General features: G+C 69.1%; 23 protein-coding genes. 14 read left to right on the forward strand and 9 right to left on the reverse strand.

Going from position 1 to position 25,007, the window contains the following annotated elements; translation table 11 throughout:
- Nucleotides 1-8 precede the first annotated feature (8 nt).
- A complete protein-coding gene (locus ACYVIO_RS15195) occupies nt 9-557 on the forward strand; it encodes a hypothetical protein (protein ID WP_460651394.1) in 549 nt (182 codons plus the stop codon).
- Between the two features lie 13 nt (nt 558-570).
- Here the strand turns inward: ACYVIO_RS15195 and ACYVIO_RS15200 are convergent, their stop codons facing one another.
- The 5 genes from ACYVIO_RS15200 to ACYVIO_RS15220 all read right to left on the reverse strand — a co-directional run bounded on the left by ACYVIO_RS15200 (nt 571) and on the right by ACYVIO_RS15220 (nt 7,552).
- Nucleotides 571-1,608, reverse strand: coding sequence for an enolase C-terminal domain-like protein (locus ACYVIO_RS15200; RefSeq protein ID WP_460651395.1), 1,038 nt, complete (start codon nt 1,606-1,608; stop codon nt 571-573).
- On the reverse strand, nt 1,605-2,321 hold the full coding sequence (locus ACYVIO_RS15205) for a FadR/GntR family transcriptional regulator (protein WP_460651396.1): 717 nt from the start codon (nt 2,319-2,321) through the stop codon (nt 1,605-1,607). Before ACYVIO_RS15205 ends, ACYVIO_RS15200 begins: the two co-directional genes overlap by 4 nt.
- Complete coding sequence (locus ACYVIO_RS15210) at nt 2,321-5,566, reverse strand: discoidin domain-containing protein (RefSeq protein WP_460651397.1); 3,246 nt, start codon at nt 5,564-5,566, stop codon at nt 2,321-2,323. Before ACYVIO_RS15210 ends, ACYVIO_RS15205 begins: the two co-directional genes overlap by 1 nt.
- 102 nt (nt 5,567-5,668) lie before the next feature.
- Nucleotides 5,669-6,076 (reverse strand): hypothetical protein, encoded by a 408-nt coding sequence (locus ACYVIO_RS15215; RefSeq protein ID WP_460651398.1) that lies wholly within the window; start codon nt 6,074-6,076, stop codon nt 5,669-5,671.
- 30 nt (nt 6,077-6,106) lie between these two features.
- A complete protein-coding gene (locus tag ACYVIO_RS15220; protein ID WP_460651399.1) occupies nt 6,107-7,552 on the reverse strand; it encodes a glycoside hydrolase family 76 protein in 1,446 nt (481 codons plus the stop codon).
- 130 nt (nt 7,553-7,682) lie between these two features.
- Here ACYVIO_RS15220 and ACYVIO_RS15225 point away from each other — a divergent pair, with 130 nt between their 5' ends.
- Nucleotides 7,683-11,330, forward strand: a complete 3,648-nt coding sequence (locus ACYVIO_RS15225; protein ID WP_460651400.1) for a glycoside hydrolase family 2 TIM barrel-domain containing protein — start codon at nt 7,683-7,685, stop codon at nt 11,328-11,330.
- On the opposite strand, the gene ACYVIO_RS15230 is transcribed toward ACYVIO_RS15225, so the two are convergent.
- A complete protein-coding gene (locus tag ACYVIO_RS15230; RefSeq protein ID WP_460651401.1) occupies nt 11,319-13,157 on the reverse strand; it encodes a hypothetical protein in 1,839 nt (612 codons plus the stop codon). The two genes, ACYVIO_RS15225 and ACYVIO_RS15230, sit on opposite strands and share 12 nt — an antisense overlap.
- Before the next feature lie 144 nt (nt 13,158-13,301).
- On the opposite strand from ACYVIO_RS15230, the gene ACYVIO_RS15235 reads away from it, so the two are divergent.
- Nucleotides 13,302-14,156, forward strand: coding sequence for a tryptophan 2,3-dioxygenase (locus ACYVIO_RS15235; RefSeq protein ID WP_460651402.1), 855 nt, complete (start codon nt 13,302-13,304; stop codon nt 14,154-14,156).
- Between the two features lie 3 nt (nt 14,157-14,159).
- On the opposite strand, the gene ACYVIO_RS15240 is transcribed toward ACYVIO_RS15235, so the two are convergent.
- Nucleotides 14,160-14,624, reverse strand: coding sequence for a winged helix-turn-helix transcriptional regulator (locus ACYVIO_RS15240; RefSeq protein WP_460651403.1), 465 nt, complete (start codon nt 14,622-14,624; stop codon nt 14,160-14,162).
- 89 nt (nt 14,625-14,713) lie between these two features.
- On the opposite strand from ACYVIO_RS15240, the gene ACYVIO_RS15245 reads away from it, so the two are divergent.
- From ACYVIO_RS15245 to ACYVIO_RS15265, 5 genes are all read left to right on the forward strand, one after another.
- On the forward strand, nt 14,714-15,361 hold the full coding sequence (locus ACYVIO_RS15245; RefSeq protein WP_460651404.1) for a hypothetical protein: 648 nt from the start codon (nt 14,714-14,716) through the stop codon (nt 15,359-15,361).
- A gap of 27 nt (nt 15,362-15,388) precedes the next feature.
- On the forward strand, nt 15,389-16,078 hold the full coding sequence (locus tag ACYVIO_RS15250; RefSeq protein ID WP_460651405.1) for a response regulator transcription factor: 690 nt from the start codon (nt 15,389-15,391) through the stop codon (nt 16,076-16,078).
- Nucleotides 16,079-16,080: 2 nt separating this feature from the next.
- Nucleotides 16,081-17,388 carry a sensor histidine kinase gene (locus ACYVIO_RS15255; RefSeq protein ID WP_460651406.1) on the forward strand — a complete coding sequence of 436 codons (1,308 nt, stop codon included), beginning with the start codon at nt 16,081-16,083 and terminating at the stop codon, nt 17,386-17,388.
- Between the two features lie 280 nt (nt 17,389-17,668).
- The gene (locus ACYVIO_RS15260; RefSeq protein ID WP_460651407.1) at nt 17,669-18,784 is read left to right on the forward strand and encodes an ImmA/IrrE family metallo-endopeptidase; all 1,116 of its coding nucleotides are present in this window, start codon (nt 17,669-17,671) and stop codon (nt 18,782-18,784) included.
- A 10-nt stretch (nt 18,785-18,794) separates the two neighbouring features.
- The gene (locus ACYVIO_RS15265) at nt 18,795-19,301 is read left to right on the forward strand and encodes a hypothetical protein (protein ID WP_460651408.1); all 507 of its coding nucleotides are present in this window, start codon (nt 18,795-18,797) and stop codon (nt 19,299-19,301) included.
- A gap of 77 nt (nt 19,302-19,378) precedes the next feature.
- Here the strand turns inward: ACYVIO_RS15265 and ACYVIO_RS15270 are convergent, their stop codons facing one another.
- Nucleotides 19,379-20,233, reverse strand: a complete 855-nt coding sequence (locus ACYVIO_RS15270; RefSeq protein WP_460651409.1) for a tetratricopeptide repeat protein — start codon at nt 20,231-20,233, stop codon at nt 19,379-19,381.
- Nucleotides 20,226-20,975 carry a hypothetical protein gene (locus tag ACYVIO_RS15275; RefSeq protein ID WP_460651410.1) on the reverse strand — a complete coding sequence of 250 codons (750 nt, stop codon included), beginning with the start codon at nt 20,973-20,975 and terminating at the stop codon, nt 20,226-20,228. The genes ACYVIO_RS15270 and ACYVIO_RS15275 overlap by 8 nt, the downstream gene beginning before the upstream one ends.
- Before the next feature lie 94 nt (nt 20,976-21,069).
- Between ACYVIO_RS15275 and ACYVIO_RS15280 the strand changes: the two genes are divergently transcribed.
- From ACYVIO_RS15280 to ACYVIO_RS15305, 6 genes are all read left to right on the forward strand, one after another.
- On the forward strand, nt 21,070-21,561 hold the full coding sequence (locus tag ACYVIO_RS15280; protein ID WP_460651411.1) for a MarR family winged helix-turn-helix transcriptional regulator: 492 nt from the start codon (nt 21,070-21,072) through the stop codon (nt 21,559-21,561).
- A gap of 146 nt (nt 21,562-21,707) precedes the next feature.
- Entirely contained in the window at nt 21,708-21,989 is a 282-nt protein-coding gene (locus ACYVIO_RS15285) for a hypothetical protein (protein WP_460651412.1), read from the forward strand.
- The gene (locus ACYVIO_RS15290; protein WP_460651413.1) at nt 21,986-22,891 is read left to right on the forward strand and encodes an FAD:protein FMN transferase; all 906 of its coding nucleotides are present in this window, start codon (nt 21,986-21,988) and stop codon (nt 22,889-22,891) included. The genes ACYVIO_RS15285 and ACYVIO_RS15290 overlap by 4 nt, the downstream gene beginning before the upstream one ends.
- Nucleotides 22,891-23,463, forward strand: a complete 573-nt coding sequence (locus ACYVIO_RS15295; RefSeq protein ID WP_460651414.1) for a hypothetical protein — start codon at nt 22,891-22,893, stop codon at nt 23,461-23,463. Before ACYVIO_RS15290 ends, ACYVIO_RS15295 begins: the two co-directional genes overlap by 1 nt.
- Nucleotides 23,460-24,710, forward strand: a complete 1,251-nt coding sequence (locus tag ACYVIO_RS15300; RefSeq protein ID WP_460651415.1) for an NADH-ubiquinone oxidoreductase-F iron-sulfur binding region domain-containing protein — start codon at nt 23,460-23,462, stop codon at nt 24,708-24,710. Before ACYVIO_RS15295 ends, ACYVIO_RS15300 begins: the two co-directional genes overlap by 4 nt.
- On the forward strand, nt 24,707-24,910 hold the full coding sequence (locus ACYVIO_RS15305; RefSeq protein WP_460651416.1) for a ferredoxin: 204 nt from the start codon (nt 24,707-24,709) through the stop codon (nt 24,908-24,910). Before ACYVIO_RS15300 ends, ACYVIO_RS15305 begins: the two co-directional genes overlap by 4 nt.
- The last annotated feature ends 97 nt before the right edge of the window (nt 24,911-25,007 follow it).

The raw sequence follows: 25,007 nt of genomic DNA on the forward strand, positions 1-25,007 counted from the left end.
AGTTCGCGATGCGGGTTCGCAGGATGCTGGGGATCACCGTGGGGCTGGCCGGTCTGCTGGCGCCGGGCTTTGTTGCCCTGGGCGCCGAAGCCGCGCCGGCCACGGTGGATGCGGTGGCGAAGAAGTGCAACACCAAGGAGATCAACTGGTACGTCCGCGGCGGCAAGGAGGTCTACGTCGGGACCAACCTGTACAGCGACTGGATGGAAGGCCCCGGCCGGATCACGTACCAGAAGACCGCGACGTCGGAGTCCAACTCCTCGTGGACCGGCGACCTCGGCATCAGCGCGAACGTCGTGATCGCCGAGATCAAGTCCCAGTACGCCAAGACCGTCGGCAAGTCCCACTCGGTCTCCGACAGCTGGTCCTACACCGCCGAGGTGCCGAAGAACAAGGTCCGCCGCCTCCACCAGCTGAAGCAGTCCTGGCGGGTCCAGGTCGTCCGCTGGCGCTACACCACCACCGACTGCAAGAAGACCAAGGAAGTCAGCAACAAGACCGCCACCTTCCCGGTCAAGAACCACGACTACATGTGGATCCTGGTCGGCAAGGCCTGATCTGGTGCCCCGTCTACCCGGCGGCCGAGAGGCCGGGCGCAGTCGCCGCCCGGATCAAGCCGTCGGGGCCGACGGTCGGGTCGGTGATGATGGGGTTTCCCCAGACCAGGGCTTCGTAGTACGTCGTGTTGGGGACGGCCATGCAGAGGTGCTGGTTGGGGACGCCCATGCCGTGGATCTCGGCGCGGAGGGCGAAGCTCTCGGCGAGGTGGGCGATGCGGAGGGCACCGGTGATGCCGCCCTTCAGGGCCGCCGAGGTGCGGACGTACGTCGCGCAACCGGACTGGATGAAGTCGGCGGTGTTGAAGTGGGCGCCGTCGCTGGTTTCGCCCACCAGCAAAGGGATGTCGACGCGTTCGGAAAGCCAGCGGTGGCTGGTCAGGTTGAACTCGCGCATCGGCTCCTCGTACCAGCGGAAGCCGAGGTCGCCGAGCACGCGGCCGAGGCGGACCGCGTCGGGCAGGTCGAAACCGGCGGAGCCGTCGTACATGAGTTCGACGTCGTCGCCGACGTGCTCACGCAGCTGCGTCGCGAGCTGAGCATCACGCCGTACGTCGCCCCAGGCGTGCAGCTTGATCGCGGTGAAGCCGCGTTCGAGACACTGATCGGCGACGTCGAGGTACTCCTCGATCGACGAGTACGTGACCGTCGACGCGTACGCCGGAAGGCTGGTCCGGTACGTCCCAATCAGCGCGTGCACGGGCAGTCCGGCGACCTGCCCGGCGATGTCCCAGAGTGCGATGTCGACCAGCCCGAGGAAGTACAGCGGGAACTCCTCGATCCGGTCGAGCTCCCAGATCCGGTGCCACAACCACTCGCGGTGCAAGGGATCCTGGCCGATCAGCTCGTCGCGCACGCGTCGCTCGACCAGGTCAGCCGCGATCACGCCACGCGGCGTCGGTGCGCGTCCGACGACGCCGTCCGAGGTCGTGATCGTCAGTACGCCGCCCTGCAGCGCCGGCTCGGAGCCGGGTAGTCCGTCGCGCCAGCGGAAGGGATAGGCCGCGGGGATCTCGACCAGCTCGACCTCGACCCGCTCGATCTTGCTCACTGCGCACTGCCCTTCAGTCGGTCCCGGATCCGTTGCTCGAACTGCGCCTGCGTGGTGTCGATGTGCTGCACCATCGCGGTCGCGGCCTTGTCCGCATCCCCAGCCGCGATCGCGGTCGCGATCTGCACGTGCTGCTCAGCCGCCGCCTCCAACGACCCCGGCAGCGCACCGGCGAACAGCAGCCGATCCGACTGCTCCTTGAAGTCCCGCAACGACGTCACCGCCGCCCGCAGGAAGACGTTGCCGGAGGCCTCGGCCACCGCATCGTGAAACGCCCGATCGTGCAGCCGGAACGCGTGAGCGTCCCCAGCCGCGGCGACCGAAGCCTCGGCCGCCGTACGGATCGCATGCACCAAGGCCGGCCGCGCATGCAACGCGGCCAGCCGCGCGGACTCCGACTCGATCAACCGCCGATGATCGAACAGCATCGCGACATGTGCGAGATCAGTCGGCTGGAAGTACGAGACCTGATTGTCGGCATCCTGGTTCGACGGCACCGACACGTAGATGCCCGCGCCCTTCCGTACGGCGAGCCGCCCGACCGCCGCGAGCACCTTGATCGCCTCGCGGGTCACCGACCGGCCGGTACCGAGGATCTCGGCCAGGCCCTTCTCGGTGGGCAGCCGGTCGCCCGGCTGCAGGCCCTGTTCCGCGATGTAGGCCAGCAGTCGCTCGGCGACCGTCTCGTAGCCCGGCCGGTAGGTGTCGTTCATCAGGAACCACCATAGATGCGCAGCTCGTAGATGCTGCCACCGTTCCAGTTGGAGTTCGTCACCGTCAGCCGCAGGTAGCGGGCCTGCGCCGGTGCCGCAGCGATCGACGGGTTCACCCGCGTCGAGGTCGCGACGGTCGTCCGGTCGTCGAAGGTCCGCCAGTCGCTGCCGTCGAGCGAGGTCTCCAGCCGATACTTGTACCCGCGCTCCAGCTCGAAGTGCGTCACGATACTTCGCACCGGAGTCGCCGCACCGAGGTCCACCTGCAGCCACGACGGATCCGGCAGCCCGAGGCCCTGCGCCCACCGAGTCCCTAGGTCGCCGTCGACCGCGTTCGCCGGGAGGTTCGGCTCCGAGTACGACGACACCGTGACAGGTTTCCCGACGGCAAGCCCCGCTTCGCCGTACGTCGTGATGCTTGCCCCGGGACTCGGCGCGGATGCGTTGAGATTCGCGTCCCGGGCGACGATCGTGAACGTGTGCGCCGATCCCGGCTGCAGGCCGTCCACGTGGAGCTTGGTCAGCGGCGTCGTCGCGAGCTTCACGCCGTCCTGGTAGACGACGTAGCTGGTGACACCCACATTGTCGCTGCCCGCGGGCCAGCTCAGATCGATTGCTGTCGGCAACAGTACGTCGGCCGTCGGCTCGACCGGGGCTGAAGGCGGGGTGGTGTCGTCCGTGATCACGGCCGGCTTCCCGTACGCCTCGAGCTCGTAGACGCTGCCGCCGTTGCCGTTCGACCCCGTGACCGTCAGCCGCAGGTACCGCCCACGCACCGAGGCCGGCACCGACGCGTAGTTGCCCGTCTGTGTCGTCGCCTCGCGGGTGTGGTCGTCGAAAAGCGTCCAGTCCGCGCCGTCCGGCGAGACCTCCAGCTTGTACTGGTACCCGCGCGGCAGCTCGAACGTCGTGATCACCCCGGTCAGGTCGTACAAGGCCCCGAGGTCGACCTGCAGCCACGACGGATCCGGCAGCCCCAGCCCCTGCGCCCAGCGCGTCGACAGCTTCCCGTCGACAGCTAGCTGCGGAGTGTTCGGTTCCGAGTACGACGACACGGTGACCGTCTTGCCGAGGGCAAGGTTGTTTGCCGCCGGCATCGTCACTGCGACACTAGTACTGCGCCCGCTTTCGTTGCCGACGGCATCCCGAGCCGCAACGCTGAAGCTGTAGCGCCGCCCCGGCTCCAACCCGGTGACCCGAGCACTGAGCCCACCCGAAGCGCTGACCGCACGACCATCCAGGAAGACCGTGTACCCGGTGACTCCGACAGCGTCGGTCGCCGCGGGCCACGTCACATCAGCGATCGTCGGGAAGCTGGTCGTCACCACCGGCTTGCCCGGCTTGCTCGGCGCCACCCGATCACCAGGCGCCGGCCGCGGATCAAGATGCCGGTACGCCGCCTCGAGCCCCGCGTTGTTCACGATCGACGCGGGCAGCTGCTCGCACCCCGGCACCACCGTGTTGTCCGCGATCGTCGAGTCGACCGTCCCCGCCTGGGTCAGGAACACCGGCGTACTGGTGAAGTTGCGCCGGGCATCGATCCCGAGCGCGTGGTTCAGGAAGATCCACCGCTCGGCCACCTCGCACAACGCGTTCCCGGTGGTCGTGAACCCCTTGCTGCCCTCGTCGTGGTAGATCGCGCCGTACGCCGGTCCCGGCGTCTTGCGGATGTAGTTGCCCGACACCACGCTCCCGGGCTGCCAGCCGAGGGTGTAGATCGCGCCGCCGTCGGCCTGGTTCTTCATGATGTCGCTGATCGCGTTGTCGCGGACGACGTTGTTCTTCGCCGTCGTCGGGGTCGAGTAGACGGGAATCCCGGCATTCCCAGGGTAGGCCGGATTGCCGCCCTGGTCGGTCAGCCCCCAGCCCCACCCGACCGAGATGCCCGAGTACGGCAGGTCGCGGATCTCGTTGTGCTCGATCACGGTGTGCTCGGTGTACCCGGCCAGGATCGCCAGCGAACCGCTGTAGTCGGCCGCTGCTTTGGTGATCAGGTTGTTGCTGATCAGGTTGTCCTTGGTGATCGCGCGGGCGTCGTCCGGGTGGTGGTCGACGATCTCGGTCCCGCCGATCTGGATCCCGGTCGCGGCGACGTCGCGCACGATGTTGCCGCGAACAACGGTGCCCTGGGCGCCGGTGTTGAGATTGAGGCCGGCGGCACCGAGATGCGTGAACGTGCTGTTGGTGAAGGCAACGTCCCGGCTGTAGCCGACGTTCACCGCGGCGGGCGTCTTCTGCCAGTCCGGCCGGGTCTCGTCGAAGTCCGGGTGCCCGGTGCCGACGATCCGGAAGCCGGCCTGGCCCTCGACGACGCCGTCGTCGCTGCTGGGAGCCATCCAGGTCGAGTACGAGAAGGTGACGCCGTCGAAGCGGACGTCGCGCACCGGGTCGGTCAGCGTGCCGGTGACGTTCACCAGGTCCTGCACCAGCGGCACGGTCGCGGTCCGGAGGTCCTGCCCGGGCTTGGGGGAGTAGAAGAGGTCCCCGGACGGCTTGTCCAGGTACCACTCACCGGGTGCGTCGAGCAGTTCGTACGCGTTCTCGATCCAGGTCGGGTTCTGGATCTCGTAGCCCTGGTGCAGGTTGGCGTTGTAGTAGCAGGGCTGCTGCATCGTCACCGTCGTACCAGACGCGGACTGGACCGGGCAGCGGTAGTGCATCCAGCCCCAGCGGCTGTTCACCTCGATGTCGCCCTGGTTCTTCCAGCCGACCATGCTCTGGGTGGTGTCAATGTAGCCGGTCGAGGTCTTGGAGAAACCGGGCGGGTTCTCCGGGCCGCGGGCGCGTTGCTGGCGCTCGCCGTTGATGTAGAGCTGGCGGAAGTCGATTGCGCCGACGTGGGCCTTGTAGATGTTCTTCGCCGGGTCCGACAGCTGCCAGTCGGTGACCTGGCGACCGCCGTTGATCGTCACCTTCGTGCCGGGCAGCGCCTGGTAGACGACCTCGTGGCCGTTGCGGCCGGAGTCGGCGGCGGTGAGCCGGAAGGTGTCCGTACGGCGGTAGTCGCCGGGCAGCAGCACGACCCGGATGTCCGAGCGCTGCTTGCGGGTGAGCTTGCGGACCTGGTCGCGCGCCTGCTCGAGCGTGGTGAAGGGCCGGGCCAGCGTGCCGGCGCCGTGGCTGCTGCCGGTCGGTGCGACGTACAGGGTGGTCGGCGGTGTTGCCGCGGCCGGTCCGGCGAGCAGGGGGACGGGGAGGAGGAGACCGGTGAGCGCGGTGAGGGCGCGCCAAGGCAGTCGAAGCATGAGTCAGGCCAATCGGTCGGGCGGATCCGATTCTTGGGGGATGGTTCAGATCTATCGCCGCTCAGATTGACACACGAGGCCGTTGGAAGGGAATAGATCAGGTCAATCCGAGTTGATCCAGGTCCACGTCTCGGTCTCGGCCGTGACGCCGGCCTGCTCGCACCAGGCGGCGACCTTGCGGTGGTTCTCCTGCAGCGCGAGCCCGTCGCCGAGCTCGCCGGCGTCGACCAGCGCATAGAAGCACGCGACGAACCGGTCGGCCGGTTCGCCCTCGGAGGCCTTGCCCAGCAGCTCCTCGAAGAACTCGGTCAGCGCTTCGAGGGCGGCGTACTCGGTGTAGACGGAGTAGATGTACTCGCGACCGGGGTCGGAGCCCAGCGGGAGGTAGTCGTAGCTCTCGGCGAACGCGATGCCCCGTCCGGCGCGCCCGGCGTCGAGCGTCAGCCGCAGGCCGAACACGCAGTCGTTCCGGGTCCGTCGAACTTCCAGCAGCAGCTCCCGGCGATCCACCGGGCCAGCCTAGACAACGGCAACAACCGACTAACCAGTGGTGTTCAACAGGTCCAGTGCACTCTGCTGCCGCGCCGCGTCGAGCTTGTCGATCGGCCCGTACCAGCGCAGTCCGTACTGGTCCATCGCCGTCCGATCGCTCGCGAACGCCCGGTCGGCCTGCCGTTGGAGGTACGCCGTGTACGGGTGATCCGGCAGCGCCGCGTTGAGCTTGCCGAGCCCCCGCGCGTACGCACCCTTGAACGACGGCCCGTCGCCACCGCAGTCGCCCGACTCGCAGGGCTCGCGCAGAATCCCGTCGGAGGTGTGCAGCCCAGGTGCCGTCGTCGCCGCGTCGGCCAACTGCCGCGCCCGCGCCAGGTATGAGCCGTTCCCCACCGACAACTCGGTCAGCGCACCGATCAGCACGCCTTGGTTGTAGGACCACTCCGTCTGCCCGTTGTTCCGGCAGGTCGCCGTGTCGAGCCCGTCGTTCACCAGGTTCGCGCCGTTGATCATCCCGCTCTGCTGGAACCACGCCCAACCCGCCTGCGCGCGTTGCAAGTACGTCGTGTCGCCCGCGATCCGGTTGTGCAGTGCCGCACTCAGCTGGATGTACAGCGAGTTGGTGATCGCGTTCTTGTACGTCTTCGCCTGGCTCCACCACACCCCGCCGCCGCACGTGTTGTCCCAGTGCGCTGCCATGTGATCGGCATCCACCCGAGCGGTCTGCAGGTACCGCGCCTCGCCGGTCAGGTCGTACGCCGCGACCCATGCGAGCCCCCACCAGCCGGTGTCGTCGATGTAGTCGTTGCGGAACTGCCCCTGCTGCGCGTTCAGGTTGAGGTCGTACGTCCGGCCGATCGCGTACCGGTAGCTGCCCATCCCCGTCACCCGGATGTTGTCGATGACGGCGTTCAGTGCATTCGCCGAGTTCCACCAGCCGGTCGTGTCGAACAGGCCGGTCGCGTAGTTGTAGTACTGCATCTGCGCGGTCGCAGCCGCCGTACGCCGGTCGCCCGCGTTCCAGGTCGTCCGCGCCCACGGCGTACAGGTGACGTCCGGGCGGTCGCCCGCCTTGCCGCACGCGCGCAGGGCGCCGACGCCGTGGTTGGTCCAGTCGTCGACGTTGTACATCTGCGTGCGCCAGCCGGTCTGGCCTGCCGGGATCGTGGTGTTGCCGAGCCGGCTTCCGGAGGCCCAGGTCCGGCCGCCGTCGAACGAGCGGTCCAGCCAGACCTCGTCGCCGGCCGATCCGCCCTCGATCGAGGCCCAGCCCATCGCGTCCGTGTCGTCGAAGTGCAGTCTGACGGTCCGGCCGAACAGCGTCGAACTGACCGGGGAACGGTCGCCGGGGGAGAGCGCCGGGTCGCGGGCGTCGCAGTACTTGTTGCAGATCGTCGCCTGGAGGGACATCGTCACCTCGGGAGTCGGGGGCGGCGGGGCGCCGAGCGGTAAGGACAAGGCGGTCACGACGGAAACGATTCCAGTCAACACGAGATCTCCCTGGGGCGGTAGGAAGAGAGCGGTTTCAGGGAAGTGTCGTCGCCCACGGTGACGACGTCAACACGCCGAACTCTTGACCGGGTTCGTGCATCGTCCTAGGAAGACAACGATGAGGAGACGGATGCTCCGCCTGAGGGGACCGATCGGCTACCTGCTGGCCCTGGTGCTGCTCGGCGCCACCGCGGGCGTGGTCGGCACTGCCCTGGCCGCCGACGGGCCCGACGACGTCTACACCTACCTCGACGACCCAGGCCGGGTCTCCGAGGGCCAGGTCGCGCCGCACACCAGGCTCTGGCCGTACGCCGACGACGCCTCCGCTACCCGAGCGGCTGGTACGCCGTACGTGCGCTCGCTCGACGGCGCCTGGAAGTTCCGCCTCTTCGACAAACCCTCCCAGGTCCCGGGCGGGTTCCAGAAGTCCGACGGCGCAACCTGGCAGACCGTGCAGGTCCCACACACCTGGCAGAGCGACTTCCTCGACCACCCCGTCTTCCGCAACATCCCCGAGGAACTCTGGCCCGACGTCCCACCGAAGACACCCCGCGACGTCAACCCGACCGGCGCCTACCTGAAGACCTTCGACCTCCCGCGCACCGAAACAGGCCGTCAGCAACTGCTCCGCTTCGAAGGCGTCACCAGCGGCTACTTCGTCTGGGTCAACGGCAAGTACATCGGCTACGACCAGGGCGGCTACAGCCCCGCCGAGTTCGACATCACCGCCGCCGCCCGCCCAGGTGCGAACACGGTGGCGGTCCAGGTCCACCGCTGGTCCGCCGGCTCGTACCTCGAGGACTACGACCAGTGGCGCTACGCAGGCATCTTCCGCGACGTCTACTCGTACTCCGTCCCCCGCTCGCGGGTCCAGGACGTTGCGATCAGCACCGACCTCGACCCGTCGTACGAGGACGCGACGCTGAAGGTCGACGCCTCACTGGTCGATGCCCGCGGCTACCAACTGACCGCGTCGTTGCGCGATGCAACCGGCCACGAGGTCACCGCGCTGACCGGCAAGGCCGACAGTGACGAGCTGAAACTGAGCGGCCTGGTGAAGGCCCCGGCGAAGTGGTCGGACGAGACGCCGACCCTCTACGGCCTGGTGCTGACGCTCGCCGACGAGCGCGGCCGCGTCGTCCACCGCACCAGCCAGCAGGTCGGCTTCCGCGAGATCGAGGTCAAGGACAAGCAGGTCCTGCTGAACGGCAAGCGTGTCCTGTTCCGCGGCGTCAACCGCGCCGAGACCGACCCGGAAACCGGTCGGCACGTCACCCGCGCCGCGATGGAGCGCGACGTCAAGCTGATGAAACAGCTGCACATCAATGCGGTCCGGACGTCGCACTACGAGAGCGACCCGTACTGGTACGAGCTCGCCGACAAGTACGGGCTGCTGATCGACGACGAGGTCGACATCGAGACGCACGCGCACGAGAGCTGCCCGAGCAAGTGTCTGGCCGACAAACCCGAGTGGCAGGCGGCGTACGCCGATCGCTTCACCGCGATGGTCGAGCGGGACAAGAACCACCCGAGCGTCGTGTTCTGGGACACCGGCAACGAGGCCGGGCTCGGCGCGGCGCACTTCGCGATGGCCAAGTGGGCGGACGAGAACGACCCGACCCGACTGCTCTACCACCAGTCGAACACCCCCGACGGCGATGCGCCGTACGCCGATGTCGCCGGTCCTCGCTACCCGACGCCCGCGGCGCTGGAGGAGAAGGCGAAGACGTTTACGAAGCCGATCGTGATGGGTGAGTACGCGCATGCCATGGGCAACGGTCTGGGCAACTTCGACCAGTTCTGGGCGCTGGCCCGCAGGTACCCGTCGATGCAGGGCGGGTTCATCTGGGACTGGGCCGAGCAGAACCTCGACCAGCCGCTGATCACCACCCCGGACTCGTCGTCGCGCCGGCTGCAGACCTTCTTCGTCGGCAAGCCATCAGTTGCCCCAGGCCACCAAGGCCAAGGCGTCGACCTCTCCGGTCTCGACGACTTCGTCAACGTCTTCCGCGATCCCGCGCTGGACGTCACCGGGCCGTTGACCGTTGACGCCTGGGTCAAACCCGACGCCTGGGCTGGCTCGTTCCCGATCGTCACCAAGGGCAATCAGTACGCCCTGCAGATGCCCAACGCCGGGACTCTCGAGTTCCGCGTCACCCTCAACGGCGTCGAGAAGGCCGTCACGATGCCGGTCCCGTCGAACTGGCGCGACACCTGGCACCACGTCACCGGCTCGTACGACGGCAAGGCGCTGACCCTTTCGATCGACGACCAACCCACCGCGCGGGTTCCCGCCACCGGCACCATCGAGCCCACGGTCTGGGAGGTCAACCTCGGCCGCAACGCCCAGCTCCAGCAGGACCACACCCGGACCCGCCTCGCCCACGGCACCATCGACTCGGTCCGCATCCTGTCGGGCACCGAGCCGGTCCTGGCCCTCGACTTCGAGTCGACGAAGACCGAAGGCTCGTTCCCAAGCCTGGGCCTCAGCCTCTCCGGCACCGACGGCCTGGTCAGCACCGACCGAACCCTCCAACCCGAAACAGCGGAACTCGCCTGGGCCCAGTCCCCACTCCGCTTCACCTCGCCGAAGCCCGGTGTTGTCACCGCCCACAACGAACAACAGTTCGCCCCGCTGACCTTCACCCTCAGCTGGTCCATCCGCGAAGCAGACAAGGTCATCCGCCAGGGCAAGATCCCGATGACCCTCCCGCCGAACTCGGAGCAGACGATCCAGCTCCCCGCGACCGCGCAGCTTCCGGCCCAGCCGGAACGCTTCCTCGACCTGGACGCAACCGCCCCGCGCGGCGAGGTGCAACGGGCGCAGTTCGCCCTCGGCGGCACCGTCGCCGGCGTACGCCAGGCGCCTGGGCGCCCGGCGATCACCACCACCCCCGGCCGCACCACAGTCTCCGGGGCGGGCTTCGCCTACGCCTTCTCGAGTGGTCGGCTCGTCTCCATGGTTGCTCAGGGCAAGGAGTTGCTGCGCACCGGCCCAACGCTCGACGTCTGGCGCCCGCCGACGTCCAACGAGACCTACGACTGGGGCACCGCCGACCGCCTGATCTGGAACAAACTCGGCCTCGACCGCCTCCAAACCACCACCCAGGCCGTCCAGACCAAGCGCCTCACTGACGGCCGCATCCAGGTCATCGTCCCCAGCACCGCCGCCGCACCAGGCCACGCGACCGAACTCGCCTTCCACCAAACGATGATCTACACGATCGACGCCGCAGGCACCATCACGCTCACCCACCAGGTCACCCCGACCGGCAGCAAACTCTCCACCCTGCCGTACCTTCCGCGCCTCGGCTTCCAGCTCCAGGTCCCGGAGCAGCTCGCCGACTTCGCGTACTACGGCCGCGGTCCCGAGGAGTCCTACAACGATCGCTCGAAGGGCACCCGTATCGGCGTCTACCGCAGCACGGTCGACCAGCAGTACGTCGCCTACTCCCGTCCGCAGGCGTACGGCAACCACACCGACACCCGCTGGACGACCCTGTCCGACAAGCAGCACGGCCTCATGGTCGCCGCCGCACCGGGCGCCTCGGTCGACGTCAGCGTCACGCCGTACGACCGGCTCGACCGCGCCGAGTACGACTTCCAGCTCCCGCTCGTCCGCAACCGAGGCTGGGTCACGCTGCACGTCGGCGTCGCCGAGACCGGTATGGGCGAGACCCCGAACGGCGTTCTCGCGCCGTACCGGATCGACCCCACCAAGCCCCGTGCGTACGCCGTGACGCTCCGCCCGCTGTCGGCCGAGTCCCTACTTCATTAGCGGCCGGATCGTGTCGCCCGTGGTCAGGTGCGCGCTCACCGGCGAGTTCACCTGACCAGGCAGCGCGATCACCGACCCCGGAATGCTCTGCGCCCCGACGGTCAGGCGATCCACGTTCCGGCTTCCCGCGGCCAGCAAGTACGTCGTACCGGTCGGTGAGCGCCAAGCGGTCGTGGCGAGCACGTTCTGGTCGAACCGGCTACAGATCGCCGTGTTCGTCGCGTGCCCCGCGGACAGGCCCGCCGGGAACAGCTTCACGCTCGCCCAGCCGCCGCCCTGCCAGCTGTCCGACCGCGTGCACACCCAGGCGCCGTACGTCCCGTCGGGCAGCCGCTGCTCGGCGAACGTCCAGTTGTTCGCGGCCTTGACGCCCTTGTTCTGCAGGGTTTGCAGCCCGCAGACCGTGCGCGACCAGCTCACCAGCGCCGCGCCGCTCGTCGCCTCGCGCGGGAACCGCGCCGGCCCCATCGACGGGGGCGGCATGTAGGTCAGGTGCGCCGGTGACAGCCCGCCCAGGTACGTCACCAGGAAGGCGTGCTTCTCCGCGATCGCCTCCGACGACCGCAGTTGCAGCGCGGGCCACGAGGAGCAGTCGGCGGCCGGCGGCTTCACCGGCGCGGTGATCCCGTCCGCCGTGGGCAGCTTCCCGGTCGGCGTGTCAGGCTTCTTCAGGTCCCGCAGCCCGGTCTCGGCGACCCACGGCGCGGTCAGGAAGCGCACGCCGTCGGCGTTCTCGCTGATCGCGACGGCCGCCGAGGTGGTCACGTCGGCGTCGTCGGTCCGCGCGACGACCAGCTTCCCGCCGTCGCGGTCGCTGTACCGCGCGATGCGCTGGCCGTCGTGAAGGAGGACGGCCCCCGCGCCGTCCACATCCCCGGCGTACAGGAGCTGTGGCGCCTCGGCGGGCGCGGTGGTCGACGCACCGGCGACAGACGTCACGCTCGTCCCGTCGGTCCAGGTGTTGAGCGCTCGCGACAGCAGCTCGCGGTCGTTGACCCGGTTGCCCCGCACCGGCCACGCGGTGAAGTCCACGCGCGCCGTGTCCTGCCACAACACCTTCGTACGGCGTAAGTCGTCGACGTTCAGCTGCTTGGTCACCTGCTGAGCCACGACCGGGACCGCCTGGGCGGTCGACTGCGCGCGCCCGGCGGTCAGCGCCAGCGAGGCGAGCAGGATCAGCACGAGAATCACCGTGACGATGATCGCCACCGCCCGGCCGCGCGCCTTCCGGCGCATCAGGTCGGTCGGAGCGAGCCGTACGGCGCAGGGATCGAACACCTGCGCGTCCAGCGGCCCGCGGACCCCGGCGACGGCGCTCTCATCGAGCTCGGCCGCCTCCTCGATCGCCGTGGCCGCGGTGTCGATCCCCGCGGCAAGGAGCTCGGCCTCCGCCTCGGTGACGCCGAGGTGCTCGATCCGGACCAGCGCCCACGCGGCCCGGGCTTCCGGCGTACAGGCGGACATCACCTGGTCGAGCGCGAGGTCGTCCGCCGCGCCGGAGCGCGGGAACAGCCGGAATCCCCAGACCGCCGGCAGCAGGCGCAGCGGCGTACGGGCATGCGCTTGCCGTACGGCGTCGCGCAGCACCTTGCGGCGGACGTACGCCGAGGCGCTGGTCTCGCCGATCAGCTGCCGCTCCAGCTTGCGCCGGTCGGGCATCGCCCGCTGCACCACGCCGTGCGCCGCGAGCACCCGCCGGTGCCGTCCCAGGGACGACGGAAGGACCAGGTAGGCCAGGCGCACGAGCGCCGGGTAGTTCTCCAGCAGTGCCGCCTCGACCTCGGCCGGACCGACCTCGATCTCTCTCCGCTCCGCCAGCGTGTGCACGTACCCACCACATCTCACATCGACCCCGTTGACCTCTTTTTCAACGAACGACGGCTGCTCGCGTCACACGAACTTCTCGATCCGGTCACAGCCGCAGGATCAATCGGCCCCGTCACCGGCTGTAGCGGCGGTTATCCTCGCCCCGTGAGCAGCCAGAGCGAGAAGAACGACGAGGCAAGCCCCAGCGCCGACGCGGTGACCGGCCGCTGGGACGGGGTGGACGTGCACTTCGGTGAGGAGGGTGGTCGCCTCACCTACGGCAGCTACCTGCGGCTGCCCCAGCTGCTCGACCAGCAGCGGCTGGAGTCGGACCCGCCCGCGCACGACGAGCTGCTGTTCATCACCATCCACCAGGTGTACGAGCTGTGGTTCAAGCAGGTGCTCCACGAGATGACAGCCTCGCGCGACGCCATGCTGTCCGGTGAGATCTGGCTCGCGCAGCACCTGCTCCGCCGGGTCCACACGATCGAACGGACCCTGACGCAGCAGGTCGACATCCTGGAGACGATGACGCCGCAGGACTTCGGCGAGTTCCGGCACCGGCTGTCGCCGGCCAGCGGGTTCCAGTCGGTGCAGTTCCGCGAGATCGAGTTCCTGTCGGGTGCGAAGGACCCGTCGTTCGTGAAGCGGTTCCGCGGGCTGACCGACAACGAGCGGGCCCGCCTGGACCAGCGGTTGGACGAGCCGACGCTGTGGGACGCGTTCCTCGTCGTACTGGAGGGTGCTGGGTTCGGTACGGCGACCGAGGACGAGCTGCGGACCGGTCTGTCGGCCGTTGCCCGCGACCGCGGCAGGTACGGCGCCATCTGGGAGCTGGCCGAGGCCCTGCTCCAGCACGACGAGCTGGCGGCCGCCTGGCGCGCCCGGCACGTGGTGATGGTCGAGCGGATGATCGGCACCAAGCCCGGCACAGGTGGCTCGTCAGGAGCCGGCTACCTGCGCTCCCGGCTCGACCTGCGCTACTACCCGCACCTCTGGCACCTGCGGACGTCGCTCTAGCCTTCAGGACGAGACGGTCAGCTGGTCCATGTCCACCGTGTGGCCGTTGCCGCACTCGGCCTTGATGGTCACGGGCGCGTCGCAGTCGGCGTGGCTCAGCTTGATCGGCGCAGCCGCCGCGTGGTGCTCGTTGCTCCACTGAGCGAGCGCGAACACCACCGGCATCAGCGCGTCCCCACTGGCCGTCAGCTTGTACTCGTACCGCTTCCGCTGACCAGGCTCCTGGTACGGCAGCTTCTCCAGCACCCCCTGCTCGACCAGCAGCTTCAGCCGCCCAGCAGTAGTCGCCTCGGTCAGCCCCGTCCGCGCCGCGAACTCGTCGAACCGCGTGACGCCGTAGTACGCCTCCCGCAACAGCAAAATCGCCGACCGCGTCCCGACCGCCTGCATCCCGACGTCGATCGGACACCGGTCACCCAACGGCTCATTCCCACGCCGGGCCAACCGCCCAGCCAGTTGAACGTGCATACCTCCACGGTACCCCCTGACTAACCTCTCCTAAAGCCAGAACTTCTGCGTTAGTGTCACGCCCTTAACTGGCTCCCGGGAGGCGGCACGTGAAGCTCTACTCCGCAGTGCGAACCCAGCGTTTCTGGCAGGTCTTCGGCGACCTGATGCTCGTCGGCTGGATCGCCCTCTGTACGGCGCTGGGCCTGGCCGTCTTCCGCATCACCAACGCCCTCGGCTACCCGGGCCGCAAGGCCGCCTCCGCCGGCGACGGCCTCGCCGAAGACCTCCGCAAACTCTCCGAACCAGTAGGCCGGGTCCCCGTAGTAGGCGACGAACTCAAGGCCCCCGTCGACGGCGCCGCCAACGCCGCAGTCCGCCTCGCAGACGCCGGCCGAGAACAAGCCCACGCGGTCGAACAACTCGCCTACCTCCTGGCCGGCGTCACCATCACCCTCCCCGTCCTCTTCGCGTTGCTGATCTGGCTCCCACGCCGAATCCGCTTCTCCCGCCGAGCCACCGCCGCCCAGAAGTTCATCGACAACGCCGCCGACCTCGACCTCTTCGCCCTCCGAGCCATGGCCAACCAGCCCATGCACAAACTCGCCAAGATCAGCAACGACCCCGTCACCGCCTGGCGCTCCGGCGACACAGCAGTAATAGCCCAACTGGCCGACCTGGAACTCCGCTCCACAGGCCTCCGAGCCCCCAAACAACTAACCCCACCACCCCCCACGGACCCCGAACTCACCGAATGAGCTGGGCCGTCCGTCTACGCTCATTCCATGGCTCGGGTGCTGTTGGTTGAGGACGATGACGCGATCCGCACGTCCTTGAGCAAGTCGCTCACCGCCGCCGGGCACGTAGTGACCGCCCTGGCCGGGGGAGCGGACGGCATCGCCGCAGTAGCCCGCGACAAACCCGACGTCCTCCTCCTGGACCTAGGCCTCCCAGACCTAGACGGCCGCGACGTACTGGCCATGGTCCGATCAGTCAGCGACGTCCCCGTCATCGTCGCCACCGCACGCGACGACGACGCCAGCGTGGTCGCCCTGCTCGACGCCGGTGCCGACGACTACGTCATCAAACCCTTCAGTTCCGTCCAGATCGACGCCCGCATCCGCGCCGTACTCCGACGTCGTGGCCCCGAGCAACAATCCGAGGCCCTCCAGCTCGGCGCCCTCTCGATCGACCCACGCAGCCGCGAGGTCACCGTCGACGGCAGCCCGGTCGACCTGACCCGCAAGGAGTTCGACCTCCTCCTCGCCCTCTCCCGACGCCCAGGCGCAGTCGTCACCAAACGCGAACTGCTCGCCGAAGTCTGGGGCCTCCCGTGGGGCGGCGGTGACCGCACCGTCGACGTCCACCTCTCCTGGCTCCGCCGCAAACTCGGCGAAACCGCAGCCCAGCCACGATTCCTCCACAGCGTCCGCGGCGTAGGCGTCAAGCTGGCCGCCCCTGAGGCAGGCGGCTGACGATGCGCCGCCGGATCCTGCTGCTGTCCGTCGGGATGACGACGCTCGTCGTCCTCGCGTTCGCCGTACCGCTGACCCTGCTGATGCGCGACGCGGCCGTCGAGGAGTCCCTCGAGAAGGCGCAGCTCCGCGCCCAGAACGTCGCGTACTACGTCGGCGACAAGGACCACACGCCCGACGACATCACGGCGTACATCGAAGGCATCGGCGACGACGGCCCCGGCCGCATCTCCGTCCAACTCGCCGACGGCACGGTCCTCGGAAACACCCCGCCCGGCGGGATCGACAAGCCCGAGGACGTCCCCGGCGGCTACGACTCGGGCAAGAAGGGCCCGCCGAAGGTGTCGCCCGCGACCGTCCGCGACGTCGACGGCGGCAAGGTGACCGAGATCGACGTCGGCACCTTCAACGGCCCGGCGGGCGTCTGTATCTTCCTCACCACGCAGGAGCTGTACGACGGCCTCGCGCTGCAGATCGGCTTCCTGATCGGCGGCAGTCTGCTCGTCCTCCTCCTCAGCATCGCCGGCGCCGAACTCGTCTCCCGCCGCCTGGCCCGCCCGCTCGAAGAAACAGCCCGTACGGCGGAACGCCTGGCCCGCGGCGACACCGACGCCCGCGCCCCAACCACAGGCCCCGCCGAAGTCGCCCAGGTCGGCGCCGCCCTCAACGGCCTCGCCGACCGCATCGACGAAGTCATCGCCGTCGAACGCGAAGCAGTCGCCGACCTGTCCCACCGCCTCCGTACGCCGCTCACCGCACTCCGCCTCCAGGTCGAAGCCCTCCCCGACCGCGAACGCGCCGAGGAGCTCAACACCCAGGTCACCTCCCTCGAACGCACCCTCACCGCCGTCATCCGAGCCGCCCGCCGCCCCCAACGCGAAGGCCGCGTCCCACACTGCGACGCCGTCGAGGTCGTCCGCACCCGAGCCGCCTTCTGGGCCCCACTCTTCGAAGACCAAGGCCGCCGCCTCACCCTCGATCTCCCCACCCCACCCGCCGAAATCCGCCTAGCCGCCGAAGACCTCGCCGCTGCGCTCGATGCCCTAGTCGAGAACGTCGTAGCCCACACCCCCGACGGCACCGCCGCCCGAATCACCCTCTCCCACGAGCGCGTAGCCTCCGCCCCCGGCATCCGCATCGTCGTAGCCGACGAAGGCCCCGGCATCCCCCTAGGCGCCGGCACCCGAGGCCGCAGCGACCGAGGCTCCACCGGCCTAGGCCTGGACATAGCCCGCCGCTCCACAGAGGCAGCCGGCGGCACCCTCACCATCCACGGCTCCGCCGTACACCTCACCTTCCTCAGCAAGTAGGGGCCCCCACGCGCGCCCCTCCGGTCGCTAGCGCTCCCTACGCGGCGTGCTCCCACCCACCCTTTGCAAAGGTGTGCGGCTACCGCCGCCAAGTACGCGTGCTATCGCGCGCTTCATTCGAAAGCAAGTTGATCCGCCAGGCTGGTATCGCTGCCCGATCGCACATCCGAGACCTGCCACCTCGCCGGTCAGTGCCGCCACCTTGCCGCCGTACAAGCCGTAGGCCACAGCACCCCTCGAATCCGTTGGGATTTTCCCAATCGCCAGCTAGACTCACCCCATGACCAGCATCGGCGCGCGAGTCCATCGGAGCATCGAGCAGGCCCTTCCGACGACTCGCCAGCGCGACATCGCCGACAAGGTCGGCATGACCCCCGACGCCTTCTCTCGTGCGCTGAACGACAAGCGCGCCTTCTCCTCCGTCGAGCTGGCCCTCCTCGCCGACCTGCTCGACGCGGACCTGCACTGGCTCATCACCGGCCAAGCCGATCCGCACCGCATCAAAATCGCGGCCCGTCACGAGTTCGACCACGTCACCGGCGAGCGTCGGGTCCCCGGCCGCGAGCACGACGACGCCGAGCTGGGCAACGTCGCACTCGCCTACCGCCAGGCGTATCCGAACGCGGAACACCCCTCTGCGACGCTTCCGACCTCGGTCGACGCGCTCCGCACCGCGTTGGGTGACGACTACGTGCGCGGGTTCGCCGATCGTGTCGAGCAGCGGCTCGATGTCGACGTCGTGCGGCTTGCCGGTCTGACGACCGACTACTCGTTCACCATCGGCGGCCGGCATGTGATCCTCCTCGCCGCGCGCGCGAACTGGTTCCGCAGCAACTGGTCGCTCGCCCACGAGCTGGCACATCTTGCCCTCCGGCATCACGACGTCGACGATGCCAACGGCGGCCAGGAAGCGGCTGCGAACGCGTTTGCCGCCGAACTGCTGCTGCCAAAGGCGGGTCTCGCCGGTGTCGACTGGCAAGTCATCAGCCCGGCCGACCTGGCGCAGTTCGTGTGGAATGCAGGCGTTTCGTGCGACGCGCTCGTCAGACGCCTTGGCAACCTGCAGCTCCCGCTGTCTCCGAAGGTGCGGCAACTTCTCGACGCTCCGACGCAGCGGTTGCTGCGACAGCATCTGGGCGCCGTCGACGAGCCGGCGACCCGCAGCGGCCCGTTCGTCCTGCCGGTCGATCCGATCACGGAGAGGATGAATGCCTCGGCTGTACGACGATTCCCGCTGTCCCTCCAGGACGCCCATGCCCAGCGGATCGCCCTCGGTGAGCTCGCGCCGGGCACCTTGGCCTGGATGCTGGACACTGCCGAGGAGGACTTGGTCGTGGACCGGCCTACCGTCGTGCACCAGTCCGCCGACGACCTCGCGTCAGCGCTCGGCCTCTGAGCGCTGACGCATGTCATTGTTCTTCCCTGACAACACAGTCCTGATCAACTTCACCGTCATCGGCCGGCTCGACCTCCTCGAGGAGCTTGCCAACGGCAACGGTCGGTGGTGCCTTTCGGTCTCCCACGAATGCGCCAAGTCGGCCCGCATCGACGGGCTGGAAGCGCTGAAAGGGGTCCGCGACTTCCTCGGCGATCCTCTGCAGCCCACGCCGGTCGAGCTTCTGAACACCAGAGTCCTGCGCGACAGCATGGCGTCGCCGGGAGAGGCAGCGACCAAGCATCTGGGTGAGGCCGAAACCATCACCATCATCACCAGTCGAGGCATGCGACCGACGGCCGTCTTCGTCACCGATGACGCCAGCGCCCTCGGCCTGGCCGCCCAGCAAGGCATCAAGGTCGCCGACACCTGGGACCTCCTGAACCTCGCCGAACGCGTCGGCAAGATCACCGCCGAGGAGCGCCTGCAGTACGTCGCAACGCTCAAGGCCGGCGGTCGCCACAGGCCGCGGCGCTGACCGCGCAACGCTTACGGACCCCGACTCTCAAGCCGGAGGGACGAGCTCCGTCGCTGGACGATCTCCGAATTCACCACTCATCTCGAGTGGCGCGCGCCTTCATCGCCAGCCGCAACCGACGATTGGCCGGGCGCGGCGCGCTCGCCGGGTCCGGATGCCGCGGCGAACCAGAACTCTGCCGATTCGCGCTCTCCCTGCGCTGTCAGCAGTTTCCCGAGTTCGAGCATCGCAGCGCGGTCTCCTGATCCGGCCGCGGCCTGGTACCAGCGCTCGGCCGAGGTGACGTCGTCCCGTTCCATCAGCAGGTTCGCGAGTTCGAACATCGCGTCGACCTGCCCAGCTTCGGCCGCGGCGCGGCACCAGCGTTCGGCCTCGGCCAGGTCGTGCCGGCCGGCCAGCAGGGTCGCGAGGGCGTACATCGCATCGCGATCGCCGGTGGTGGCCGCGGCCTGGTACCAGCGCTCGGCCGAGGCAACGTCGCCTCGCTCCATCGACAGGTTCCCGAGCTGGTACATCGCCTCGACCTGCCCGTTCTCGGCCGCGGTGCGGCACCAGCGTTCGGCCGCGGCCAGGTCGCCCTGCGCGGCCAGCATCCCGGCCAATGTGTACGCCGCGTCGCGGTCGCCTGCCTCGGCGTCGGCGCGGAGCCGTCGCGCAGCACCCAGAGAACGACGCCCTCGGGACAGAGAGGCGAGGAGACGGAACCGTGGATCGACCTTTTCAGGGTCGAAGGCCGAGGTCGGGACGGCGTCGTGCGCGGTCGGCTCAGGCTCGGCCGGCTCCGGGACCGGGGCGGTGTCCGCCGCAGCCCGCTCGCGAAGCCTGCGGACCAGTCGGGGAGAGGCCCCGTAGGAGTCCAGCAGGTCGACGAACTCCGGCGAGATCTCCGTCGGCCGTACGGCTGGTTGCCTTCTCCCGGGTCGGTTACTCATGCGCGCTCCACCAACCCCGTGGCGGCGGCCCGAGCCTGTCCAGCGCGACCGCCAGATCACGCAGCACGCGTCGGGTGGCCTCGCTTTCCAGGTCCGGACCCTTGAGTTCTCCGCTGATCAGGATGCAGCCGTTCGGCCTGCCGCTGGGTGCGAACGTCGGGCTGGCGATCATTCCGCTGTGTGGCGCCGTTTGCTGAAGCTGGCCCCACGAAAGACCGTACCGATGCTCCGGTGGTCGCTTCTCCCACGCCTTGCGACCCTCGGTATCGGCCTGGCGGACGAGCGCTGCCCATTCCTCGGTGACCACTTCCTGATCCTTGAACGCGGTGCCGACGATTCCAGTGCCTGCTTTGACGTGGCGCTGGGGTTCGTCGACATCCGCCCCGGCCATGATCGCGGCGACGGGCGCAAGCCGGCCGCGACGCACCCAGCTCCGTCGCCTGAAGTACCGAACGGCGACCTGGTCCCAGGGCACTCCGCAGAGCGTCACCATGCGACCCGCGGCACCGCTGAGTACGGCGCGCACGTCCTTGTCGTACTCCCGGATTCGCCGCGACTGCACGAAGTACGTGACCTCGTGGCCGGTGTTGATCAAGATGAGGAGGGACAGGATCGCCGCGCTGGCCCACAGCGTCGTCCGGTGCCGATCCCAGAAGTTGTCCGGCAGATCGAGTTGCGCGAGCGTCACGACCGCGGTCGACAGCGCCAGCAGCAGCGCACGGACGATCCGCAGGACGATCACAGGGGGATTCTGTCCCGTCGCGCGGTGTGCTGGGAAGCCGAACGGTCTCTCTCGTTCTGGTTGATGCGTCAACCTTGCAAGGTAGGATGGTGACGTGGCGAAAGAACCGTGGCTCGGGGACGACGAGCAGAAGGCGTGGCGCAGCTATCTGCTGATGTGGAAGCTGCTGGAGTCGCACGTGGCCCGGCACCTGCAGCGGGAGTACGGGTTGTCGGCGTCGGACTTCGAGATCCTGGTCAACCTGTCGGAGGCTCCGACCGGGCGGATGCGGGCGTTCGAGCTGGGGGAGGCGACCCAGTGGGAGAAGAGCCGGATGTCGCACCACCTGACCCGGATGGAGAAGCGCGGGCTCATCGCGAAGATCGCCTGCGACGCGCGGTACCCGGAGATCGCGATCACCGAGCAGGGCCTCGAAGCGATCCGGGCCTGCGCGCCGGCGCACGCGGCGCTGATCCGCGAGCTGGTCGTCGAGACGCTCGGGACCGACCGCATGGTCGCGCTCGGCGAGGCCGGTGCAGAGGTGGCGACCGCGGTCGAGAAGCACCGCCAGACCACCTGCCCGCCGGAGGTCCGCGGCGAGTGCTGACCCACAGCCGACCCGCCACAGCCTGACCAGCCACAGCCTGACCAGCCCCAACTGAGAAGCGCTCTCAGCGAAGTCTCAGCAGGACTTGATCGGGCCTTGAGGTTCTCTTGGCGTGCGCCTGAGCCCGTCACGGCGAAGCTGCGGTCATGGTCACCACAGGAGTCCCTCACCTCGCCCGCACCCGTTGGCTCCGGCGCGCAGGTGCCGCTGCCGTCGCGACCGCCGTACTAGGCCTCGGCAGCACAGGCCTGGCGGTCGCCGTACTGACAGCACGCCAGCCAGACACCTCCAGCGATCCGCAAGCCGCCACCAGCTCCGGTACGACGGCCAACAGCGACGACCAAGGCACCACCGGCGACCAGAGCACCAGCGGACTAGGCCAAGCCGACCAGGACGCCCCGGCGCAAGGCGGGAGCAACGGTTCATGACCGCCACCCGTACCTGGACCGCCTGGAGCTGCACAGTCCGCCTCACCGTCGAGGACCCGGCCGCACTCTCCCCGGCCTGCGGAGCCCTCAAGGCCCTCATGGACCGAGTCGACAAGGCCGCGAGCCGCTTCCGGCCCGACTCCGAGCTGGCCACGGTCAACGACCGCGCCGGCGCGATGGTCCCGGTCTCCCGCCTCCTGGTCGACCTCGTCGACGTCAGCCTGGTCGCCGCCTCCCTCAGCGGCGGCTCTGTCGACCCCACGGTCGGCGCAGCGGTCGTAGCGGCCGGCTACGACGACGACATCGAGGCGGTCCGTCAGCGCAAGGCGCCAGACCTCATCCCGCCCGTCATCCCCGGCTGGCAACGCGTGCAGCTCAACCGCAAGCAGGCCCTGATCGGTATCCCCGAAGGCACCGCACTGGACCTCGGCGCGACAGCCAAGGCCTGGGCCGCCGACCGCGCCGCACTGGTCCTCAGCAAGCGCCACGGCTGCGCAGTGCTGGTCGAGATCGGGGGAGACCTGCGCGCCGCCGGTACGCCGGCTGAGCCGTGGGTCATCAAGGTCGCCGAACGCGAAGGCGACCCCGCTGTCGCAGTCACCCTCGCCCACGGAGGCCTGACCACGTCGACCCGTACGGCGCGCACCTGGGACACGGAGACCGGCACAGCTCACCACGTCATCGACCCGCGCACTGGCAAGCCCGCAGACGGCCCGTACCGCACTGCCTCCATCTGGGCGCCCACTGCCGTCCGCGCCAACACCTTCAGCACAGCGATCATCGCTACCGGCGAAGCCGCACTGGGCCGCCTCACTCTGGCTCGCCACCCAGCACGCCTCGTCGACGCCGACGGTGAAGTCACCGAGCTGGCCGGCTGGCCCGCAGCGAGCAGGGCCGCCTGATGACCCTCTGGTACTTGGCCCGCGCCGCCGGAGTCACTGCGCTGGTCCTCTTCACCGTCGCAGCCGCACTAGGCCTGCTCGCAGCAGGCGGACGCAAGCCGGAGCAACGCTTCTGGCTCCAGTACGTCCATCGCTCGGCCTCCGCGACAGGCCTGGTCCTTCTGCTGACCCACGTCGTCGCCGTACTCGCCGACGCGCACGTGGACATCAGTACGTCGGCCCTGATCCTCCCGTTCACCTCCGGCTACCGCCCCTTCGCCATCACCGTCGGAGTACTAGCCCTGTACGGCGTACTGCTGGCCGCCGTCGTCGGCGCCGCCCGTGGACGGCTGGCCCGCTCTCACGCCTTCACCAAGCGCTGGCGCTCGATCCACGTCGCCGCCTCTGTCGGATGGCTCCTGTCGATCGGCCACAGCCTCCTCGCGGGCACGGACCGCGGTACGCCCTGGATGTTCGCCCTCACCCTGGCCTGCCTGGCCACAGTCGGTGCAGCAGCCGCAGTCCGCCTCACCAACCGCACAGCCAGAGCCAGTACGCCGCTCAGCCTCGCCCGAGCCGGGAGAACCCGATGACCATCCTCCAGGAGACCCCGCAGCAGCTCCGCGTGATCGGCGAAGCGCGCCTGCTCGCCGGACTCGACAGCGGCCGAGCTGATCTCGCCCGCCACCTCTGGACCCACGGCGAGCAGCCCCCACTGACCAGAGAGGCCTACACCACGCTCGCCGAGGAGGCAGGCCTCAAAGGCCGAGGCGGAGCAGGCTTCCCCGTAGCACTCAAGCTCGCCGACCTTCCGGCCAAGGGCATCGAGGCAGTAGTTGTCAACGGTTCCGAGAGCGAACCGGTCAGCCGCAAGGACCGCCTCCTCCTCACCCTGGCTCCCCACCTCGTCCTCGACGGCGCCACCGGCCTGGCCCGCGCGCTCGGAGCGCCCCGAGTCGTCATCGCCGTCCACGACGCCACCGCAGCAGCCTCGCTCCGGGCCGCCGTCGCCGAGCGCATCACCGACGAGGCCGAACACCGCTACCGCAGCGACGGCCTCGACATCCAGATCGCCGACACCCCCGGCCGCTTCGTCGCCGGAGAGGCCCGAGCGGTCCTCAGCATCCTGGACGGCGGCCCAGCCGTCCCGCCCGGACGGCGTACTCTGCCGACTCGCCAAGGCCTCGACGGCCGACCCACGTTCCTCTCGAATGTCGAGACCTTCGCGCAGCTCGCCGTACTCGCCCGACTCGGCTCCCGCCAGTTCAGTGCCACCGGTCTCCGCAGCGAACCCGGCACCCAGCTCCTCACCATCGCCGGCGCAGTCCAGCGTCCCGGCGTACTGGAGACGCCCACCGGCATCCCGCTGGACACCGTCCTCCAGTACGCCGGTGCGGAGACCGGCCCGGTCCTCCTCGGCGGCTATCATGGCCGCTGGCTGCCGGGGACCGACGGCGTCACCCTCAGCCGTCCGCAGGTCTCAGCCGGCATCGTCCTGGCCCTCGGCTCGACCACCTGCCCGCTCGGAGAGGTACACCGCGTCGCCCAGTGGCTGGCGAGTCAGTCGGCCGGCCAGTGCGGCCCCTGCCTCTTCGGACTCGGCGCACTGGTCGACGACTTCGCCCGACTCCTTCAAGGCGACCGCACCGGCTGGCAGGACGCGCAACGCCACCTCGGACTGGTCCCCGGCCGAGGCGCCTGCGCACATCCCGACGGCTCGGCCCGCTTCCTGGCCTCGGCCCTGGAGATCTTCACCGACGACCTCGAACGACACCTGACCACCGGCACCTGCGGCAGCGCCGTACAGGGTGTCCTTCCTGTCCCCGGAGGTGCTTGGTGACGGACCACAAGCTCGAAATCGACTGGACCCGCTGCGACGCACACGGACTCTGCGCCACCCTGCTGCCCGACGACATCACCCTCGACGAGTGGGGCTTCCCGGTCCTCCGCGGCCGCCGGATCACTCCAGGTGAGCTCACGAACGCCCGCCGCGCAGCCCTCGCCTGCCCGGCCTTGGCCCTTCGGTTGCAGCGGACCTGAACGGCGCCCGTCCGACTGTTAAATGTGAGCTGTAAGGCACCTCGAAAGGACCGTCCCGCCATCACACCAGTGACAGAAGTGGACTAATCTCTGAGGG

This window comes from Kribbella endophytica (genome assembly GCF_054781295.1).

Coding starts and splice junctions, on each gene's coding strand:
- ACYVIO_RS15295 (WP_460651414.1), top strand. CDS start 22,891: ATGACCCTCTGGTACTTGGCCCGCGCCGCCGGAGTCACTGCGCTGGTC.
- ACYVIO_RS15265 (WP_460651408.1), top strand. CDS start 18,795: ATGTCATTGTTCTTCCCTGACAACACAGTCCTGATCAACTTCACCGTC.
- ACYVIO_RS15240 (WP_460651403.1), bottom strand. CDS start 14,624: ATGCACGTTCAACTGGCTGGGCGGTTGGCCCGGCGTGGGAATGAGCCG.
- ACYVIO_RS15290 (WP_460651413.1), top strand. CDS start 21,986: ATGACCGCCACCCGTACCTGGACCGCCTGGAGCTGCACAGTCCGCCTC.
- ACYVIO_RS15260 (WP_460651407.1), top strand. CDS start 17,669: ATGACCAGCATCGGCGCGCGAGTCCATCGGAGCATCGAGCAGGCCCTT.
- ACYVIO_RS15225 (WP_460651400.1), top strand. CDS start 7,683: ATGCTCCGCCTGAGGGGACCGATCGGCTACCTGCTGGCCCTGGTGCTG.
- ACYVIO_RS15250 (WP_460651405.1), top strand. CDS start 15,389: ATGGCTCGGGTGCTGTTGGTTGAGGACGATGACGCGATCCGCACGTCC.
- ACYVIO_RS15195 (WP_460651394.1), top strand. CDS start 9: ATGCGGGTTCGCAGGATGCTGGGGATCACCGTGGGGCTGGCCGGTCTG.
- ACYVIO_RS15285 (WP_460651412.1), top strand. CDS start 21,708: ATGGTCACCACAGGAGTCCCTCACCTCGCCCGCACCCGTTGGCTCCGG.
- ACYVIO_RS15255 (WP_460651406.1), top strand. CDS start 16,081: ATGCGCCGCCGGATCCTGCTGCTGTCCGTCGGGATGACGACGCTCGTC.
- ACYVIO_RS15210 (WP_460651397.1), bottom strand. CDS start 5,566: ATGCTTCGACTGCCTTGGCGCGCCCTCACCGCGCTCACCGGTCTCCTC.
- ACYVIO_RS15300 (WP_460651415.1), top strand. CDS start 23,460: ATGACCATCCTCCAGGAGACCCCGCAGCAGCTCCGCGTGATCGGCGAA.
- ACYVIO_RS15205 (WP_460651396.1), bottom strand. CDS start 2,321: ATGAACGACACCTACCGGCCGGGCTACGAGACGGTCGCCGAGCGACTG.
- ACYVIO_RS15270 (WP_460651409.1), bottom strand. CDS start 20,233: ATGAGTAACCGACCCGGGAGAAGGCAACCAGCCGTACGGCCGACGGAG.